Genomic DNA, 18,986 nt, shown 5'->3' on the forward strand with positions numbered 1-18,986 from the left:
TCAGGCGATCCCTTCCTGTTCGGGATGGAAGCCGAAGCGGCGGGCGACGGTGTCGATCCGGTCCAGCGCGCGATCGAGGTGGTCCTGGGTGAGGGTGGCCATCATGCTGATCCGCAGGCGCTGCTGGTCGCGGGGCACCGCCGGGAATTCGACGCCGTTGACGAACACGCCCTCGCGGTGCAGAGCGGTGACCACGTCCGCGACGGCGAGGCGCTGCGGCACCAGGATCGGAATGATCGCGGTCTGCGGATCCACCGCGAAACCCATGGCGCGCAACCCGCGCACGAAATACGCCACGTTGTCGTGCAGTTGCCGGACCCGCTCGGGATGCTCGGCCAGGAAGTCGATCCCGGCGAGCACCGCCGCGACCACCGGCGGCGCGAGCGCGGCGGAGAACATGTAGGAACGAGCGAAGAAGCGCAGCGTGTCCACCAGGTCCCTGGAGCCGGTCACGAAACCCCCGGTGCCCGCGAAGACCTTCGAGAACGTGCCCATGGACAGCTCGACGGCACCCGGCCCGAGCCCGAAGTGCTCGGCGGTGCCGTGCCCGCGTGCGCCGAGCACACCGGTGCCGTGCGCGTCGTCCACCGCCAGCCATGCGCCGAACGCGTCGCACAGTGCGCGGATCTCCGGTAGCGGGGCGATATCGCCGTCCATCGAGTACACGCCCTCGACGGCCACCACGACATTCGCGCCCGGATTACGCCACCTGATCTGCATCAGCCGGTGGCGCAGGTGGCGTAGATCGTTGTGTGCGAAGGCCATCGAACGCACCCGGCCGAGCTGGATGCCGTCGTAGAGGCTCGCGTGGCTCTGCTCGTCGTAGAGCAGCACGTCGCCCTTGCGCAGCAGACCGGTCACCCAGCCGACGTTGGCGGCGTAGCCGGAGGAGAACACCATGGCCGCCTCGCTGCCCTTCAGCTCGGCCAGCCTTTCCTCGAGCCGCCGGTGCAACGTGGTGGTGCCGTTGAGCAGCGGCGGGCCGCCGTGTCCCACACCGTATTCCCGGATCGCCGCGATGGCTGCCTCGGCGATCCGCGGTTCATTGCCCAGACCGAGGTAGTTGTTGGACCCGAGCATGATCAACTCGTCGGTCACGCCGGTCGCCGGATCGCGCACCGGCACGACCGCGCCGGAAGGACCGGCCACTTCGCGCAGCACGAATCCGCTGCCGCGGGCGTGGTCGGCGTAGGGGCGGAACTCCGCGAAACGCTGTTCGAAGGTGTGTGCCGCGGGGTCGAGATAGTGTTCGAGGCTGAAGTTCTCGCCATGGGCGAGATCGGGCGCGGTCATGGCTGCTCCTGTCCGAGCGTGACGGTTCCGGCCCGGCCGTCCAGCACCAGTACGTCGCCGTTGGCGACCAGTTGGGTGACGCCCGGGACGCCGACGACCGTGGGGATGCCGAGTTCACGTCCGATGATGGCCGTGTGCGACAACAGGCTGCCTCGCTCGCTCACCAGCCCGCCCGCGGCGACCATGAGGAACACCCATCCCGGGTCGGTGGTGGACGCCACCAGGACCTGTCCATCGATCGCCACGTCCGGGTCAGGGGTGCGCAGCACCAGCGCCGGGGCTTCGACACGGCCGGGGGCACAACCGATTCCGCGCAGAACGCGGCCGCCGGCAACGGCACCTTCGTCCGGTTCCTCCAGCGTGGGGTCGACGATGCCTTGTGCGGCGATCCCGGTGGTGACGATGCGGGAGGGCAGTCGTTGCGCACGCCAGCGATCGTGGTCGGCCTTGCGCAGGGCCACGGTGCGGGCGGCGTCGGTGTCCACCGCGGTGCCGCGGGTGAGTGCGGCGATCTCCTCGTAGGTGAGCCAGAAGACATCACGTGGATCGTCCAGCAGGCCTGCCGTATGCAGTTGTCTGCCGTACTCGCGGAACACCCGCTTCACCAAGCCGAAAGAGCGGCTGCGGCCCAGCCGCATGTTCTCCCGCTGCTTCACGTGTTCGCGCGCCAAGCGGAGCGTGAGCCGGAAGGCTGCGCGCTGTATGGCTTTACCCGCGAACAGTTCGGCGGCCGTTTGCTCCGCCGCGCGGCGGATGGCCTGTTCCCGCGCGATCATGTCGTCGGCGTTCTGCCCACCGCGCAGGTAGTTGCGCAGCATCGGCACCAGACGCTCGGGGTGTTCGCCCAGCGGATCGGTCTCCAGCTTGAGCTCGTCCACGGTGCGGTCGCCGAACTCCGCGATGTGGCGTAGGCAGGCGGCGCGGAAGTCCGCGAACCGGTCCTCCGACAACGCCGTCCACACCTCGCGCGCGGTGGCGGGGCCCTCGAACAGTGCGCGCAGCGCCGGATCGGTGCGCACCCGGGTGGTGAGCGCGAGCGCCGACCGCACCGGGTCGACGCTGTCGACACCGTCCTCACCGCAGAACAACTCGTTGCGCAAGATGAGCGCCGCGTCCTCGGCCAAGCCCGCCCGGCGCAGCTGCAGACCGACCACATGGAACATCTGCTGGGCGAGGAAGTCGTTGAAGATCTGCACCGAATACGCCGGCACGAGCTCGGCGAAGAAGCGTTCCGTCCAGGCCAGCAACGCCTGTGCGTCACGTTCGCGCTCCGGCGTGTCCGGGCTCAGGCGGCGATCGAGGTCGGCGGTGGCCGCCGCCAGTTCGGTGAAGAACGCGCGCAGCCGCTTGGGCAGCCGCACCCAGCCGAGCAGGATGATCGCGAAGACCCGTATCCGCAAGGCGGTCGCGCGCACCCGGGCGATGCCACGGACGGGCGCGTCCGGTCGCCGGTAGCGGTTCTCGATGTTGAGTGCGGCCTCCCAGCCCTCGATGGCGAATTCCATACCGGGGATCTCGAGGAAGAGCCGGTACCAGTTGCTGATGTTGTAGTAAATCCGGCCGCGCGCCGTGCCGACCAGATAGGGGTACAGATCGGCGCCGTTGCGCTCCACGATCCGCGCGGTGGCGCCGAAATCCCGGTGGCAGGCACGGAAGACCTGCTCGTAGGCCGCCCGCAGGACGGAGAAGGTGAGTGGACTCGACAGTCCCGGATACGATTCGGCGACGTTGACGTTGTCGAAGATCGTTTCCCCCGCACCGGTCACGGTGACCGGCCTGGCCTGCAACAGATGCAGCCGCCCGTCGGGTGTGTAAGCGAATTCGATGTCCTGTGGCGCGCCGAAACGGTCGGCGAGTTCCCCTGCTGTCTCGGCCAATTCGAGGATCTGCGCGTCGGACAGCGCGGCGGTGCGCACCGGGTCGCCGAGGTCTTCGACGGCGGTGCCCGCACCGTCCTGCGACGGCATCACGCGGCTGTGCTTGTCGACGACGACTCGCGAGGTGATGGCACGGGTGTCGCGATCGACGAAGTAGGTGTCGCAGTCCACCGTTCCCGCCACCACGCCCTCGCCCAACCCGAGCGCCGCCGCGACGACCGCCTCGGACGGATCCCCGGTCTGCGGATTGCAGCTGAACACCACCCCGGAAACGGCGCTGTCGAGCAGCACCTGCACCACGACGGCGCAGGCGATCGGTGTGGCATCGAGACCACGGCGCGCCCGGTAGAACAGCGCACGCTCCGACCAGGCGGAGGCCAGGACAGTGCCGATCGCGGCAGCCAGGCCCGCCGCGGCGACGTTGAGCACCGTGTCGAGCTGCCCGGCGAAGGAATCGGTGGCCGAATCCTCGCCGCGCACCGACGAGCGCACCGCGAAGCGCACGTCGGCCGTGGATGCGGTGGACATTTCGGCGACCACGGCATCGAGCTCGGCCGCGATGTCCGCGGGCAGTGTCAGCCCCTCGACGAGCGCACGGATCCGCGTCGAGACGGCCCGAAGCGTCGCGGGGTCGTCCGGGTCGAGACCCGCGAGCAGGTCGGCGATGGAATCGGCCGCCGGGGCAAGCACCCGCGCGCACGCGTCCGTGCTCAACACCGCGAACGGCGGTACTCGACGCCCGGCGGCGTGCAGCCTGGCGAGGTTGGCGGCCTTGGCGCCCGCGTGCGCGTCGGCCGCCGGGTCCGTGGCGAGGGTTTCGGCGCGCAGTATCGCGCCGGTGGTGGTACTGGTCATCGGGCGGCCTCCTGTCTGGCCGGAGTTGCCGCGGCGGCGCGCTCGCGCCGGGTCAGCCGGACCAGGACCGGGTCGGGGGTGTTCGAGATCTCGGGGTGCTCGCGCACCCGCATCCCGTTCACCAGTTCGATGTCGTAGCGGGACAGCAGCATTGCGAGACCCACGCGGATCTCGATCAGCGCCATCTGCTGCCCCACGCAGAGATGTGCACCCCAGCCGAAGGGGAAGTACCGGAACGGCGGACGCGCCCGGTTCCGCTCTTTGGTGAACCGGTCGGGGTCGAAGGTCAGCGGCGAGTCCCAGAACCGGGGCAGCCGATGATTGACGAACGGACTGATCACCACGATCGCGCCGGGACGCAGGTCGAACCGGTCGAAGCTGTCCGGCTCGAGCGCGGTGCGGCTGAATGCCCACGCCGGAGGGTGCAGGCGCATCGCCTCGTCGATCGCGCGCCCGGTGTACTCCAACTCGGGCAGCGCGGCCTGCATGGCGTCCGGATCGTCCAGTGCGCCCGGTAGCGCGTCGATCTCGGCGCGCACCCGGTCGAGCGCGGCGGGATTGCGGCACAGCTCGTAGACCGTCCAGGCCAGCGCCCCTCCGGTGGTCTCGTGACCTGCCAGCAGGAAGGTCAGCACCTCGTGCCGCAGTTGCGCGTCGTCCATCGCGTGCCCGGCGTCGTCGCGCGCGGCGAGCAGCCGGGCCAGCAGCGAGTGGGCGTCACCGTCGGTGTGCCGATGCCGCCGGATCACCTCGTCCACCACGTGGTGCAGCCGCCGCCGCACGCCGTGCAGCCGCCGATTGCCCGGCGTCGGCACCTGCGGCGGCACCTGGATCGGTGCGGCCATGTGCCGCATCACCCAGGAAACACCCTGGCGCACATCGTCTTCGATCTGCGGGAGCACACCGTCGATGTCCGCGCCGAGCACCGCGCGGCACACCACGTCGGCGGCGAACCCCATCACCTCGGGCACCAGGTCGAACGCCGCGCCCGCCGCGGCGCGCGCGTCCAGGCGGGCACGCATCCGTTGCCCGCACTCGACCGTCAGCGGGATCTCGGTCTCCACGTGGCGCCGCGCGAAGGCCGGTTTGATCAAGGCGCGCTGGCGTTTCCACAATTCGCCGCCGCTGGTCAGCAGGCCGGGGCCGAGCAGATGGTTCAGGCTCCGGTAGCTGATCCCCTTCTCGTATCGTGTCGCGTGGGTCACCAGCACCTGTTCGATGTGCTCAGGCTCGACCAGCAGGTGCACGTGCTGGTTCGCCAGCCGCAGCCGCACGCTGCCGTAGGCGAGCGCGGAATCGTAGAACAAGGTGAGCGGGTCGGCCCGATAGTCGGGATACGCGCCGAGTGGATGTCTCAGGACAGGACCGTCCAAGCGGCGGTCGCCGTTTCGGGTCAGCAGTGTCATCGCGCCGTGTCTCCCCCGTGCCCGGCACCGACGAGCGCGTCCGGATCGTCCTCGAGCAGGTGCCGTGCCGCGGCGCGCTGCACTTTGCCGCTAGTGGTTTTGGGGATGCTGCGCGGCGCGACAATTCGTACGCCCGCGGCCAGCACCCCGGTGCGTTTGCTCACCGCGGCGCGTACCGCACGGGCCAGCGCATCGAATTCATCCGGCGCCAGCGAAGATTCGACGATCAGATGCAATTCCTCCGACATGCCTTCGGCGTCGGTCACTCCCACCGCGACCACACCGCCGGGCCGGACGCCCGGCACCTGTTCGGCGGCGATCTCGAAGTCGGTGGGCAGATAGTTCGCACCGCGGATGATGATCAGGTCCTTGCGACGCCCCGTGATCCGCAGTCGCCCATTCCGCAGGTAGCCCATATCGCCGGTGTCCCACCAGCCGTCCACACGTGTGGCCGCGGTGGCCTCGGGCAACCGGAAGTAGCCCGGCGTGGTCGACGGTCCGCGGAATTGCACGCGGCCGACCAGATCCGGGCCGTGCGGCGCACCGTTCTCGTCCAGGATCCTGACCTCGGTGCCCGCCACGGGCGCGCCGCAGTCGACGATGTCGAGTGCATCGCCATCGCCAGCCGGAACATCCACGGCCACATTGTCTTCGGCGAGCGCTCGGCGCGAGACCGAGTCGTAGGCGATCGGCGCCCGCGGCCGTGACACCGTCACCGCGAGCGACGCCTCGGCCAGCCCGTAGCAGGGCACGAGTGCATCGGACGGAAGTCCCCAGGCGCGGAACCGGTCGACGAACCGCCGCACCGTCGCCGGATGGATCGGTTCCGCGCCGCAGAACAGGAACCGCCACGTGGACAGGTCCACCCCGTCGAGTTCGCTGTCGGCGATCCGCGCCGCGGCATAGCCGTAGGCGAAATTCGGTGCCGCGGTGAGCGTTCCCCGATGCCGGTGAACCGCGCGCAGCCAGTCGGCCGGATGACGCAGGAAGCGGCTCGGTGGGATCAGCACCGCGTCGACACCGCGGAACAGCGGCGTCAGGAAGCCGCCGATCAGGCCCATGTCGTGGTGCAGCGGCAGCCAGCTCACCCAGGTGTCGCCGGAACCTATCGCGGCGGCGCGGGCGATCTGCTCGCAATTGGCGGCCAGATTCGCGTGGGTGACCTGGACTCCCTTCGGTGTGCCGGTCGAGCCGGAAGTGGCCTGGATGAACGCGAGATCGTCCGGTGCGGGCAGGCGGGGCGCGAGCGCGGGCGTATCCGGTGCGCTGGCGAGGGCGTGCAACGCCGTGGCATCGATCGCCGCCACCGACCCGGGTAGCGGCATACCGGCCAGCACCGGTCCGGCGGCCACCACGGCCGCGGGTTCCAGGTAGGACAGCAGCCGGGTGAATCGGTCCAGGAAGATCTCCGCTGCCCCGAATCCGCCGGGGGTGGCGATCGCGGTGGGCACCGCGCCGAGCAGCAGTGCGCCGAAGAACGCCGTGACGAACTCCGCCGAAGTGGGCAGGCACAGCAGCACCCGGTCGCCCTGGCGCACTCCGGCGTCGGCCAGCCCGGCCGCCGCCCGGCTGGCCACGTCCACGAGATCGTCGTGCCGCCACGAGATCTCGTCGGCGTCGGGTGCTGCGGCACGCTCGGCCATGATGATCGTCGACGCCGCTGCCGCGCCCCGCTCGCCGCCCGTCAGCAGGGCGTGCACGATGCTCTCGTGTGCGGGGCGCAGTGCATCGGATGGTGTGGTCATGCCTGCTCCTCGACGTATCGCACGATCGTGTCGACCGTGGTGAGCCGGACGGCGACATCCTCAGGAATGGTCACGGCGAAGGCCTGTTCCAGCTGAATGGTCAGTTCGATGGCGGTCGGCGAGTCGAGTCCGTAGTCGATCAACGGCGCCGCCGGGTCCAGCTCGGCGGCGGGCACCCAGAGCACCTCCCCGACGATCGCGCGTACCCGCGCCTCCAGATCGGCCGCGCCGATATCACCGCGCGTGCTCATCCCAGCAACTTCCCTTCCATCACGCAGGCGCGCACCGATTCCTCGAGGTCGACGCCATCGCCGGTGTCGATGCGGTGGAATCCCACCTCGGGGAACGCGGTCGCGAGGGTTTCGCGCACTCGCTCGTAGCCGGTGCGCAGAGCGGTCAGCCGCTCGGCCGTCTCATGGGCCTCGACGGGCCCGTGCGCCGACCGCTGCACGCAGCGCGCCGCGGCCTGCTCGGGTGGCGCGTCCAGCCACAGCACCGCATCGGGCAATGTGGTCCGGAACCGCTCGGCGAAACCGGACACCGCGCCGGAGATGTCGCGTTCCACCAGCTCCGCGATCTCCGACAGCAGCAGCCACGGGTCCGGCGAACTGCCCAGCCGCGCCGCCTGAGCATGCTGCCAAGCCAGGATGTCGGCGAAGGTGCCGGGCCGATACCGTTCCAGCACCGCGGCGATCTCGTCCTCCCGCTCGCGGCAGCGTCCGTCGGTGCCCGCCAGCGCCACGTACAGCGGGCCGTAGACCAGCAGTTCGATCAGCGGATGTCGTTCGCAGACCAGCACATCCGGTGACCAGGTGCGCAGGAAGTGCTGCTCGACCGGGCCGAACAAGGTCATCTGCAGGTACATCGCGGTGGCCTTCATCGCCACGTCACCGATCTCGTCGCAGCCGACGCTGAACGCCCTGAGTTGCCGGGACAGATCCGCGAGCGGGACGTCCCTGGTGTCGTGGAAGTCGGGGCAGGTCATCGAGGCGAACCGGCCGACACCGGCCGGCTCGGCCAGCGCTCGCAGCCCGGCCAGCACCGAGGACTTGCCCGCGCCGTCGATGCCGACCAGGGCCACTCTGCGGCCGTTCACCGGTCGTCCTCGCGTAGCTGGGTGAGCACGGCGCGGGTTACCTCGGCGGGCGCCGCGGCGCCGTCGAGGCGGATCCAGCCGAGCTCCTCCGACAGCGCGTCGAGCGCCTCGTGGCTGCGCTGCTGAAAAGCCAGGAACGACTCCTCGTCGCCGTAGCCGCTCTCGTAGTCACTGCGCAATCGCTTGCGGGCCAGCGCGTCCTGCGGCCGCACCGCGAGGTAGAAGGTGCGGTCGGGTTCCGGGAAACCCGCCGCCAGACTGCGCAGCACGGCCGGATCGCCGCCGTGCGCGACTTCGGTGGCGTAGTACTTGTACCAGTAGGCGTTGGCGAGCACGATGTCCGCGTCGCGTTCGGCGGCCAGGTCCAGTGACAGCTGCATGGCGTGGAACAGGAAGTGCGCGCGGCTGAGCGGGGTGAGCAACTGGAGGTAGCCGTAGATCTCGGCCGGGCTGGCCCAGGGAAGTTTCGAGGAGATCTTCGGGTCGAGGAACGCGTCCCAGATCGTCACCGCGGCAACACTGTGTCCCTGCGCCTCGAACTCGGCGGCGATCCTGGCCACCTGGGTTGTCTTGCCCGAACCGTCGCCACCCGCGAGGCAGATGAGGCGTTTGCGTGCGGTCAGTGTCGTGTCCTTTCCCGAGCCGCGCGGGATGCGCGGCGGTGAGGTGAAATCCGTTGTCGTGGCCGGTATCAGCCGGACTGGCGGCGGGCCCGCTTCCAGCGCTTCAGAAGTCGCGGCGTCCGGTCGCGGCGCGTGGGAGACCGGCTCGGTCACGGTGGGTTCGTCCGCCGGGTCGCCGGCGTCCAAGAGCTGCACCAGACCCGCGCCGCCGTCGACCCGGATGCGCTGACCCGATCGCACCGCCGTGGTCGCCCCCGCCACGTTCAACACGGCCGGAATGCCGTACTCGCGTCCGATCACGGCCGCGTGCGACAGCATGCCGCCCACCTCGGTGACCACACCCGCCACCAACCCCAGCGCGGGCGTCCAGCCCGGATCGGTGAACCGCGTGACGAGGATGTCACCCTCGCGCAGCTGGTCGATGTGGTCGAGCGAGGTGATCACGCGGGCCGTGCCCTCGGCCACGCCCGGACTGCACCCGAGGCCGGACAGGTCGCCGTCGCCCACCGTGCGCACCGCCGCGACGGTCACCCCGCCGCCGAGTTCGTGCGGCGGCGTCAGATCGCGGTAGCCCGCGTACATCGCACGTCGGTAGGCGATCTCGGGCGCGAGGTCGGCGGCGGCCACTCGGCCCGCGACCAGATCGGTCAACTCGTGGATGGTCAACTGGAAGGCGTCGTCGGCGTCGTCCAGCACGCCTGCGGCGGCCAGCCGCGTACCGGCTTCCACCACGTAGGCGCGGACCACGGCGTAGCACTGCGCGGAGAATTCGCGCATCCGCTCGCGGGCGACCAGATAACGCCGCATCCGCTCGATCTGCTTGTCCAGCGCCTTGGCGTACCGCACCCGCGTCGTCGGCCGGGCGCGGACCCGGGCACGCACCGCGGCGAGTTCGGACTCGTAGCGTTTGCGCTGCTCCACCAGGGTGGTCGCGGGATCGGCCGGCACGGTGCCGTGGTCGAGCATCACCGCGATCATCGTTCGCACGCGCTGCGGGTCCTCCGACCAGCGCGGGCAGGTCAGGTCGAGTTCGGCGTCGGCGTGGAAGCCTTGCTCGTCGAGGAAAGCCGCGAGCGCCTCGTCCCATGCCGGGCTGTCGAGCCCGGATTCCCTTGCCACTCGGTGCAATTCGACGATGCCGCGTTGCAGCGCCATGTGGCTGATCTCGGCGAGCCCGCCCATGAGGGCGATGGCCCGGGTGGTGGCTCCGGTCGCCGCGTCCACTTTGTCCAGCAGCTGTTTGAAATCGGTTTGCAGGCTGGAGTTGTGGTAGATGGTGGTGAAGTAGGTGCGCTCGGTGGCGGCGTGCACGGTGAGCAGGCAGTCGGCCAGGTCGGCGGCGAAGGTCGCCTCGTCGGTGTGCGGAAGCGCGCGTACCCGTTCCCGCCAGGCCTCGTACTTGGCGGGCCAGCTCGCGGCGAACGCGTCTACCGCGTCGAGCTGCGCGCGGTAGCTGCGCTGTACGGCCAGGGCGACGGGCAGCGCGCGGGCAATCGTCAACGGCGTGTTCGGGGTGCGAATCGGTCCCTGCGGGCCGTATTCGTTGAGAACGCCGAGATCGTCGTCGAAATGCTGCTCGTCGAAGCCGGGAATGCGCCGGAAGCACTGCTTCACCGCGCTCACGTTCCAGTAGGCCCGGCCGTAGTACATCGCCATCCAGTCCGGCTCCTCCCCCGGCTCGGCCAGCCCGAGCCCCTCGAAGAACCGCTGCATCGAGTACTGGAAGGCGTTGTCGTACAACGAGAACATCATCGGTGTGCACACCCGTGCCGAGACGCCGCCGTCCCGCAGATCCGCATCGGAGAACTGGTCGATGTCGGTGCGCCAGCTGATCGCGGTGACCGCGCGTGACTGCAGCAGCCACAGTGCGCCGTCGCCGTCGATCGCCCACTCGATGTCCTGCGGTCGATGCCGGCGCGCCTGCACGGTGAGCAGCAGCTCGGCCAGCGCCGCGGTGTCGGCGGCGTCCAGGTGGACGTCCTCCTGCCCCGCGTCGCGCGCCACCACGCCTCCGTCGGACAGCCGCAGGGTGTAGCGCGTGGGTGCGACCTGTCCGGAGACCAGGCGCTCGCCCACGCCGTGGCAGGTCTCCACCACCGCGTGCTCCTCGATGCCCGAAAGCGCATCGATGCTGAAACCCACGCCGGCACAACGCGCTTCGACCATGCGCTGCACCAGGACGGCGACCGTCGCGTCCGCCTCGGCCATACCGTGCCGAGACAGATAGGCCCGCACCCGTTCATTGCGCACCGACGCCCGGCACTGTTCGATGTGTGTGCGAAGCGCGGCCGCGTCGGTGATGTCCAGGTAGGACTCGTACTGTCCCGCGAAACTGGCGTCGTCGAGATCCTCGAGCACGCCGCTGGAGCGCGCGGCCACCGGGAATCCGCCGATCGCGCGCACCCAGCCGGTCAGCTCGTCGTCGGAGACGGCGTCCAAGTCCAGGTCGGCGGGCACGACGAAGCCGGGTGGGACGGCGAATCCGTCGGACAGCAACTCGTGCAGGGTCGCGGCCTTGGCGCCCGCCCGGGACGGGGTGAAGTCGGCCGCACCGAGGAACATCGGTGCGGGACCGGACGCGGTGGTGGGGGTGATCACGGTGGTGGCTCCTGTCGGCAGCAGAACCGGGCGAACGTCGTGGCGGGCGGCCAGTTCCCGCGCTTCGCGGACGCCCGCGGCGGTGAGCGCGCCGTAGGACGGGCTCGCGGTGCGCGGCTCGAAGCCGAGCAGCAGCGTCTCGGCCATGCACGCGTACACGATCCCGGCGGGTAGCCCGGTTTCCGGAAAGGGTGGGGTCTGGCCGAGCGGCAGCGCCATGCGGCCGCCGCCGACCAGGGTGACGTGCGGGTGCTCGGCCACCGCCGGGTCCACATCGCCGGGCACGGCCAGATCGCAGATCAGCACGGGGTGATCGGTGGCGAGATGCTCGGAGGTGACCAGTGGCGCGGCCGCGTTGGTCGCGGTCACCACGACCCGGCAGTCGCGCAGCGCGGCGAGATCCTCGCTCACGACGACCTCGCCGGGCAGTCCGGCGGCCACCCGGCGCAGCCGTGCTCCGGCGCCGGGCCTGCCCACCAGAACCAGTGAATCCGCGAGCGGCGCAAGAAGTTCGGCCATGACCGCGCCGATGTTGCCGAGCGCTCCGAGGATGCCGACCCGCCGCTGTCCCGGCGCGAGAGCGGCCAGTTCGGCATGCAGCACCGCATAGGCACAGGCCGCCGTGAGCGAATTGCCGGAGGTCACGGTGACGGTGTCCTCCGCGACCTCGCGCGCGGCGTCGGTGACGATCGACGTATAGCCGCCCAGACCGATCACTCGGGCTCCGGCTGCGATCGCCTGTTCGACCGCGAGCCACACCAGATCCCGCACGTAGGTGCGCTCACCGGCGCGCTGGTGCGCGACGATCTGCTCGGCCGTCAGCGGCACCGCGATCAGCAGCAGCTCGACCTCGGCGCCGGTCGGCGAGGTGACCGTCTGCCTGGTCAGTTCGAACGGATCGGCCACCGCCCGCAGACGCTCGAAGAGCGCGGCGAACTGCGCGTCGGTCCATTCCGCCAATTCGGGAGCGAACCGGCGCAGATCCGCGGTTTCGGGCAGGTTTGCCAGGAAAGCCACCCTGATCGGTTCGTGCCGGTCCCGTGCCGGTGCGGCGTCGTCGCGCCGCGGTAGTGGCGCGCGGTCCAGGGCCGTGGTTTCGGTGCTGACCGGTGCGGCCAAGTGCGCCAGCAGCCGGGCGTACTGGCCGCGGTGCAGCAGCGCAGCGAGGTCGTCCAGCGCCGCGGCCAGCCGGGCGAGGTCGCTGTCGCTGACGAAGGCCGAGGGCTGAACGCGCAGTGTGGTCGGCGCCGACAGCGTCGGCAGCATGCGGATCGCGTGGCGGTGCAACAGGTATCCGGCCACCACGTAGCCGAAGAGGTCGGGCGCGCAGATCTCGCGCAGCAGCGCGGATTCCGGCTCGGGTACCCGCAACTCCACTCCTTGGAGAAGACCGCGCCCGCGCACGGCCACGATCTCCTTCGGCCAGCGGCGGGCCACCGCGTCCAGTCGCGAGCGGAGCCGGGACCCCGCGTCGCTGATCCGGATCTGGTTGTCGCGCAACAGGTCCAGTGCGGCGTCCGCGACCGTCGCGGACAGCTCGTCGTCGGCGAAGGTGGAGGTGTGATAGCGCCCGAAGTCGGCGACCGAGTGCCGACGGTCGACCAGCAGCGCGGCGATCTTGACCAGTCCACCGCCGAGCGATTTCGACATCAGGTAGTAGTCCGCGCGCACCCCGGACGGCGACGACGCCAGGAACGTGCCGGTGCGTCCCATGCCGCACTGGATCTCGTCGAAGACCAATGCCGCCGCGTGCCGGTCCGCCAGTTCGCGTAGAGCCCGCAGGGTGTCGGCGGGGACCTCGCGCACGCCGCCTTCGCCCTGCACGGGCTCGGCGAACACCGCGGCGACCGGCGACAGACGCCGCCAGGTGCGAACGGGCGCTCCGGCGGCGTCGAAGCCGATGACGCCCACCGTGCGCAGCTCGTCCGCGAACGCGCCGGCGACCTCGTCCGGCGTCCAGGTGTCGAGTCTGCGTCGCTCCGGGCCGGGCACCACCAGGTCGGCCGGGGTGTCGGCCTGTTCGGTGAGCGCGAAGGCCCCGGCGCTCTTGCCGTGGAACGCGCCCGCCAGCGAGACGAACACCGGCCCGCGTTCGCGCAGCCGCGCGATGTGCTCCAGCGTCTCGGTGAGCACCGCCGCGGCCGTCCGCGGCTCGGCGTCGCCGGCGGGCACGGATGGGCGCACGTCGTGCAGGCCGTCGCGGTGCAGCCGGCGCAGCGTGCGGCGTATCTCGGCGTCCAATTCGGACAGGGCGCGCGCGTGTGCGACCGCGGCGTGCCTGATCGCCGCTTCGACCGCATCCGCCCCGGTGGATCCGAAGGTGACGACGTACTCCCGGCCGGTGCTCGCGCCGACCGACTCGGACAGCCGCCGCGCCAGCCGCGCCGCGCCCGGCCGGACACTGCCCTGCGCCACGAAGGGAGCCTGTTGATTCAGCAGCGCCGTCGCCGCTCGTACCAGCGCTGGATGGTTGTGCCCGAACAGCGCGGCGCCGAACCCGCCGACCAGGTCCAGGACGCGGCTGCCGTCGGCGCGGACCAAGTGGTCGCCTTCAGCGGCGGTATACACCATGTCCAGGTGACAGGCCCGCAGCAACTGGGCCAGGCCGGGCCGGTTGTACTCGGCGAAATCGGTGAAGAGCTCGGATGTGGCGGGCGACGCTTGTTCGTGCCCCCCGGGGTGCACGGTCACGCTCGCGCTCCGGCCTCTGCGCTTCGGATACGCGTCGTCTTCGCCGTCACACAGGCGATCACGTCGCGCGTGGTGTGCAGCGTCGCGGCCTCCTCGTCGGAGATCGCGATACCGAACTCGCGCTCCAGCTCGATCACCAACTCCACCGACCGAACGGAATCCAAGCCATAATCCAGCAATGGCGTGTCCATATCTATTTCGGCCACGTGCAAACCGCGTGAGAACAACGCGTGCACCCGTTCGCCAACGGCCCCGGATACATTCATCGAGCGTTCCCCTCCACCGCGCCGCATGCTTTTCCCGCCATGCGTGATATATGGGTCCCTCGACGCTCCTTCGACTGTTCCGAACCGGATCTCCACAGTTCAGCGCAGGGTTCGACACCCGCAGAGTCCGCGATCACATGCCCTCCGATATCCGCGAACGGGACTGCCGTATCCCGCTGTCCCGTCATACCGCGCGAGGGTGCAGACGCACCGCCACGCGTTCTCACATCTGTACACCCGCATTATGCGAGCTGCAATGTGAAAACCGGTGCGGTGCAGTCTGTTTCCGTCGATCGCAACTGTTTGGCTAATTTCTTCCGATTTGGTTTCCGCGACAAACGAGAAGTCAGCGAATGCCCGAATCGGGTGAGCACTGTCTCAGACGATTTGACAGCGGGTCGGATGGGCCCGCAAAGGAATCAACTGTTACCGTGCGGTACAGAAATGTGGCCATTTGTGGAAAATTTGCTGTTCATACCCCATTCATCGGGCGGACAAGTGGTAATCAATACCGACCAATAGGTATTTTCGTCTTTAATTCATCCCTACTGCACTCCATCGAGAATATGAAGTCACTTAACCGCCTCCTCGCGCCCGCACCAGGCCTGCCCATCCACTCGAAGGACCAGCTAACTTCTCGGGTCGCGGGCGTGTGTGACGGCTTTCATTACCGGGCCGCAGTATGCGGAATTGCTGTGACTGGCCACAACCACGCACCGGCCCGACTCACGTCGACGCACAAGCGAGCACGATTCAGTTTCCGTACTGCTTGGTTTCGGGTCGTTCGATGAGCAGGACGTGGGCGCGAGTCTCCGCGACGGGGCGGTGCCGAACTCCTTTGGGGACGACGAAGATGTCCCCGGCCGCGAGGGTGACGGGTGCGCGGCCTTCGAGTTCGATGCGGAAGGAGCCGTCCCAGCACAGGAACAGTTCGTCTTCGTCGTGGTGGTGCCAGGGGAACTCGCCCTCGATCCGGGCCGTGCGGACCACGGTGTCGTTGACCTGTGCCAACTCGCGTTGCTGGAACGGCCCCGGCAAGGTGGCGATGGTGTCGGAGATGGAGACGGCTCGGTCGGATGAGATGGTCACTTCTTCGCTCATGTGAGTCATGGTGGTCGGCTCGGGGTGGTGCGCCCAGGTCCAATCCGGCAAAATTGGTTTGCTGATGGAGCCAATTGAGGTAATGCATCGTCTCGGTCGTTGGTCGACGGGGCGCGGTCCGTTGTATCTGCTGCTGGCGGCACGGCTGCGGCAGTTGATCGATACGGGAGAGCTCCCGCCGGGAACCAGGTTGCCGCCGGATCGGGTCTTCGCGCGGATTCTCTCCGTCGGACGCAGTACGGTGGTCGCTGCCTACGGGCTGCTGGAGGGGGAAGGGCGGATCGTGCGGCGCCGAGGCAGCGGAACTCGCGTCGCGGGCGGTGCGCCGACGGCGGCGCCGAAGACCACCAGTGCGCCCATGTTCCTGCATCTGCTGGAGCCGGATCCCCAGGTGATCTCGGTGGCTTGTGCCGCGCCGAGCGCACCACCCCCGGAAGTGACCGCGGCGTTCGCCGCGATGCTGCCCGAATTGGCATCGATAACCGCTGACATCGGCTACCACCCTGCCGGTTGTTCGATACTCCGCGAGGCCATTGCCCAGCGCTATACCCGGCTGGGGGCGCCGACGCATGCCGATCGAATTCTCGTCACCAATGGCGGTCAGCAAGCGCTGTCGCTGTTGGCTCGCGCGTTCGTCACCCCCGGTGATCGGGTTCTGCTCGAGACTCCCACCTATCCGGGTGCGCTCGAGGCATTCCGCGAACACGCGGCAGTCTTGCATGCCCTGCCGGTCGGGTTCACCGGGTTCGAGGCGGCTGTCCGAGCGCACCGCCCAGCCTTCGGCTACCTGACTCCCACTTTCCAGAACCCCACCGGCGCAACCCTTTCCCGGCTGGTCCGGCGCAGAATCGCCGAAGTGGCCGCTGCCGCCGATGTCCCGCTGATCGCTGACGAGGTGCTCGCCGAGCTCGGGTTCCCGGACGAGGTGATGCCGCCGTTCGCGGCCGACTCGGACGATGTCATCTCCATCGGCTCGTTGAGCAAGAGCATCTGGGGCGGTTTGCGCATCGGCTGGATCCGCGCACCGATCCCGGTCATCGAACGCCTCACCCGCCTGCGGGCGGTGCACGACCTCGGCGGAAACCTACCGGCCCAGCTCGCCGCGGCCCGGCTGGTCCCACAGTTGGACCTACTGTGCGCGAACGATGCGGCACAACGGCAGTCATGCCACCACGCGCTCCTGGGTGCGCTGGGCGCACACCTTCCCGACTGGACGGTGTCGGCTGTCCGTGGTGGCCAGACCCTGTGGGTTCGACTGCCTTACGGCGACGGCAACTCCTTCGCCCAGACCGCACTCCGCCACGGTGTCGCCGTGCTCGCGGGCAACGGTCTCGACGTGAGCGGCGGCAGCGACGAATACATCCGCCTGCACTTCCGCCACCCGGAAAGCACTCTCACAGCAGCCGTCGCGCGGCTCGCCACCGCCTGGCACAACTACCGCCCACCTGCGCAACCAGCGACCGCACCGCCGCCGCTGGCTATCTGAACCGACGGCTTGCCCAGCGTGTTTCAGCGCTCGGCAGGGTTCATTCCTGGTTCGTCGGTCCGCCGTCCATGCCGGACAGAGTCAACGGGATCGGCGCACCGGTTCGATCGGGGCGGTAGACGCAGCGGGTGCGGGTATAGATCGTAGGCATGCATTCGTTGCAGTGGACGCAGGCCGACTGCGTGGTGGCGTCGGATCGGATGCGCTGCAGGAGGTTCGGTTCCCGCAGCAGCGCCCGGCCCATCGCGACGAAGTCGAATCCTTCGGTCATCGCCTGTTGCATGGCGTGGAGGTTCGTGATGCCGCCCAACAGGATCAGTGGCATCGACAGCTCCCGGCGGAAGTGGCGTGCCCGCTCCAGCAGATACCCGTCCTGATAGGGGTACTCCTTCAGGAAGGCCCGGCCGACCAGGCGGAATCCCCAGCGCGCCGGTACGGGAAGGACATTCGCGAATTCCCTTCGGGGCGCTCGGCCGTGAAACAACAACATCGGGTTGAGCAGTGAACTTCCAGCGGTCAGTTCCAGCGCGTCGAGGGTGCCGTCCGCCTCCAGCCACGCCGCCACTTGCAGCGACTCGGGCACCGTCAGTCCGCCCGGCACGCCGTCTTCCATGTTGAGCTTCGCGGTCACCGCGAGCCGGTCATCCACGGCTTCCCGTACCGCACAGGCGATTTCGCGCGCCAGCCGGGCGCGGTTGACGGTGGAGCCACCGTACCCGTCGGTGCGCCGGTTCAACCTCGGGCTCAGAAACGAGCTCACCAGGTAGTTGTGGCCGAAATGGATTTCCACCGCGTCGAAGCCCGCTTGCTCGGCCAGTTTCGCCGCGTTCGCGTGCGCGGCGATGATTTCGCGAATGTCATCCTCGTCGGGCACCTTCATGAAGCGCATCGTGAGGGGGCTGATCATCCTGCTGGGAGCGAGCGCGGGAAAGCCGTTGGATCTCGCGTTGGCGACCGGGCCGGCATGTCCGATCTGCGCGCTCGCCGCGGCGCCCTCGGCATGGACGGCGTCGGTCAACTCGCGCAATCCCGGCACCGCCTCCGGGCGCATCCAGATCTGATGCCGGTCGGTTCGTCCACCCGGCGCGACGGCGCAGTAGGCGACCGTCGTCATTCCGACTCCGCCCGCTGCGGTCTCGCGGTGGAACTCGATCAGATCCTCGGTGACCAGTGCGTCGGGGGTGCGGCCCTCGAATGTCGCCGCTTTGATCACCCTGTTGCGCAACGTAATCGGCCCGAATTCGGCAGGTGCGAATATGTCGTTCATTTCCGCTCTCCCTTGGCGGCGGTCAGCCCGGCGACGACGAAGTCACGCAGGGAGGTCACCGCCTCGTCCGACATGTCTCTCTCGTTGGTTCCAGCGCCACCGAATCGCGTGATGATCAAGTCGAAGGCCAACCGCCAGCGCCGTCGGCTCTCCCGCTCGTCTACTTCTGGTAAGAGGGCAATCCACGAGTCCATCCGGAACCACGGCTGACGCCACTCCGTCACCTGCCGCCCCAGGACGAACTGGGCCAGCAAACGCAGATGCAATCGGCCCACGGGATCGGCGGCCAACTCGACGAAGGGCGCGATGACGGCATCGACGACATCGGCCACCGACCCGTGCTCGGCGGTCACGGCCGACAACCGATTCGCCCACCGCGGCCCCAATCGGTCTTCGAGCAACGCCGCGACCAGTGCGTCCTTCGACCCGAAGTGGTAGTGCACCGCGGCCGGATTGGCGCCGGCCTCGGCGCAGATACTCCGCACCGACACGTCGTCGTATCGGCTGGTCAGCAACAGTTGTTCGGCCGCGGCAAGAAGTCGTTCGCGGGTGCTCGTCGCGGTGGTGGCCTGGTCGGTCATGCCACCCAGTGAAGCACTGTTCAAACAATGTTTCAATCATTGATTGAACAGCGGCAAATGGATCAGCAGGAACGCGAGCATGCTGACGGTGGGATCCAGGT

Annotated in this window: 12 protein-coding genes; 1 reads left to right on the top strand and 11 read right to left on the bottom strand. The window is 69.1% G+C overall.

The features are described from left to right. From ACWPXK_RS17910 to ACWPXK_RS17950, 9 genes are all read right to left on the bottom strand, one after another. Entirely contained in the window at window positions 1-1,293 is a 1,293-nt protein-coding gene (locus ACWPXK_RS17910; protein ID WP_454197269.1) for an aminotransferase class I/II-fold pyridoxal phosphate-dependent enzyme, read from the bottom strand. Next, on the bottom strand, window positions 1,290-4,025 hold the full coding sequence (locus tag ACWPXK_RS17915) for a PEP/pyruvate-binding domain-containing protein (RefSeq protein WP_454197270.1): 2,736 nt from the start codon (window positions 4,023-4,025) through the stop codon (window positions 1,290-1,292). Before ACWPXK_RS17915 ends, ACWPXK_RS17910 begins: the two co-directional genes overlap by 4 nt. Continuing rightward, window positions 4,022-5,431, bottom strand: coding sequence for a cytochrome P450 (locus ACWPXK_RS17920; RefSeq protein ID WP_454197271.1), 1,410 nt, complete (start codon window positions 5,429-5,431; stop codon window positions 4,022-4,024). Before ACWPXK_RS17920 ends, ACWPXK_RS17915 begins: the two co-directional genes overlap by 4 nt. Next, window positions 5,428-7,176 (bottom strand): AMP-binding protein, encoded by a 1,749-nt coding sequence (locus ACWPXK_RS17925; RefSeq protein WP_454197272.1) that lies wholly within the window; start codon window positions 7,174-7,176, stop codon window positions 5,428-5,430. The genes ACWPXK_RS17920 and ACWPXK_RS17925 overlap by 4 nt, the downstream gene beginning before the upstream one ends. After that, window positions 7,173-7,427 (bottom strand): acyl carrier protein, encoded by a 255-nt coding sequence (locus tag ACWPXK_RS17930; RefSeq protein ID WP_454197273.1) that lies wholly within the window; start codon window positions 7,425-7,427, stop codon window positions 7,173-7,175. Before ACWPXK_RS17930 ends, ACWPXK_RS17925 begins: the two co-directional genes overlap by 4 nt. After that, the gene (locus ACWPXK_RS17935) at window positions 7,424-8,272 is read right to left on the bottom strand and encodes a hypothetical protein (RefSeq protein ID WP_454197274.1); all 849 of its coding nucleotides are present in this window, start codon (window positions 8,270-8,272) and stop codon (window positions 7,424-7,426) included. Before ACWPXK_RS17935 ends, ACWPXK_RS17930 begins: the two co-directional genes overlap by 4 nt. Next, on the bottom strand, window positions 8,269-14,184 hold the full coding sequence (locus ACWPXK_RS17940; protein ID WP_454197275.1) for an aminotransferase class III-fold pyridoxal phosphate-dependent enzyme: 5,916 nt from the start codon (window positions 14,182-14,184) through the stop codon (window positions 8,269-8,271). The genes ACWPXK_RS17935 and ACWPXK_RS17940 overlap by 4 nt, the downstream gene beginning before the upstream one ends. Continuing rightward, window positions 14,181-14,450, bottom strand: a complete 270-nt coding sequence (locus ACWPXK_RS17945; RefSeq protein ID WP_454197276.1) for an acyl carrier protein — start codon at window positions 14,448-14,450, stop codon at window positions 14,181-14,183. The genes ACWPXK_RS17940 and ACWPXK_RS17945 overlap by 4 nt, the downstream gene beginning before the upstream one ends. Before the next feature lie 753 nt (window positions 14,451-15,203). After that, entirely contained in the window at window positions 15,204-15,551 is a 348-nt protein-coding gene (locus ACWPXK_RS17950) for a cupin domain-containing protein (RefSeq protein WP_454197277.1), read from the bottom strand. An 82-nt stretch (window positions 15,552-15,633) separates the two neighbouring features. Here ACWPXK_RS17950 and ACWPXK_RS17955 point away from each other — a divergent pair, with 82 nt between their 5' ends. Next, a complete protein-coding gene (locus ACWPXK_RS17955; protein ID WP_454197278.1) occupies window positions 15,634-17,037 on the top strand; it encodes an aminotransferase-like domain-containing protein in 1,404 nt (467 codons plus the stop codon). A gap of 40 nt (window positions 17,038-17,077) precedes the next feature. Here ACWPXK_RS17955 and ACWPXK_RS17960 read toward each other — a convergent pair whose 3' ends face one another. Together ACWPXK_RS17960 and ACWPXK_RS17965 are read right to left on the bottom strand one after the other, a co-directional pair. Beyond that, window positions 17,078-18,304 (bottom strand): NADH:flavin oxidoreductase, encoded by a 1,227-nt coding sequence (locus ACWPXK_RS17960; protein ID WP_454197279.1) that lies wholly within the window; start codon window positions 18,302-18,304, stop codon window positions 17,078-17,080. Beyond that, window positions 18,301-18,885, bottom strand: a complete 585-nt coding sequence (locus tag ACWPXK_RS17965) for a TetR/AcrR family transcriptional regulator (RefSeq protein ID WP_454197280.1) — start codon at window positions 18,883-18,885, stop codon at window positions 18,301-18,303. The genes ACWPXK_RS17960 and ACWPXK_RS17965 overlap by 4 nt, the downstream gene beginning before the upstream one ends. Window positions 18,886-18,986 lie beyond the last annotated feature (101 nt).

The sequence above is a fragment of the Nocardia sp. Marseille-Q1738 genome (assembly GCF_965283145.1).

Excerpts from the sequence above, each read along its gene's own strand:
- ACWPXK_RS17910 (WP_454197269.1), bottom strand. The coding sequence starts at position 1,293 with ATGACCGCGCCCGATCTCGCCCATGGCGAGAACTTCAGCCTCGAACAC.
- ACWPXK_RS17915 (WP_454197270.1), bottom strand. The coding sequence starts at position 4,025 with ATGACCAGTACCACCACCGGCGCGATACTGCGCGCCGAAACCCTCGCC.
- ACWPXK_RS17920 (WP_454197271.1), bottom strand. The coding sequence starts at position 5,431 with ATGACACTGCTGACCCGAAACGGCGACCGCCGCTTGGACGGTCCTGTC.
- ACWPXK_RS17925 (WP_454197272.1), bottom strand. The coding sequence starts at position 7,176 with ATGACCACACCATCCGATGCACTGCGCCCCGCACACGAGAGCATCGTG.
- ACWPXK_RS17930 (WP_454197273.1), bottom strand. The coding sequence starts at position 7,427 with ATGAGCACGCGCGGTGATATCGGCGCGGCCGATCTGGAGGCGCGGGTA.
- ACWPXK_RS17945 (WP_454197276.1), bottom strand. The coding sequence starts at position 14,450 with ATGAATGTATCCGGGGCCGTTGGCGAACGGGTGCACGCGTTGTTCTCA.
- ACWPXK_RS17950 (WP_454197277.1), bottom strand. The coding sequence starts at position 15,551 with ATGAGCGAAGAAGTGACCATCTCATCCGACCGAGCCGTCTCCATCTCC.
- ACWPXK_RS17955 (WP_454197278.1), top strand. The coding sequence starts at position 15,634 with ATGCATCGTCTCGGTCGTTGGTCGACGGGGCGCGGTCCGTTGTATCTG.
- ACWPXK_RS17960 (WP_454197279.1), bottom strand. The coding sequence starts at position 18,304 with ATGAACGACATATTCGCACCTGCCGAATTCGGGCCGATTACGTTGCGC.
- ACWPXK_RS17965 (WP_454197280.1), bottom strand. The coding sequence starts at position 18,885 with ATGACCGACCAGGCCACCACCGCGACGAGCACCCGCGAACGACTTCTT.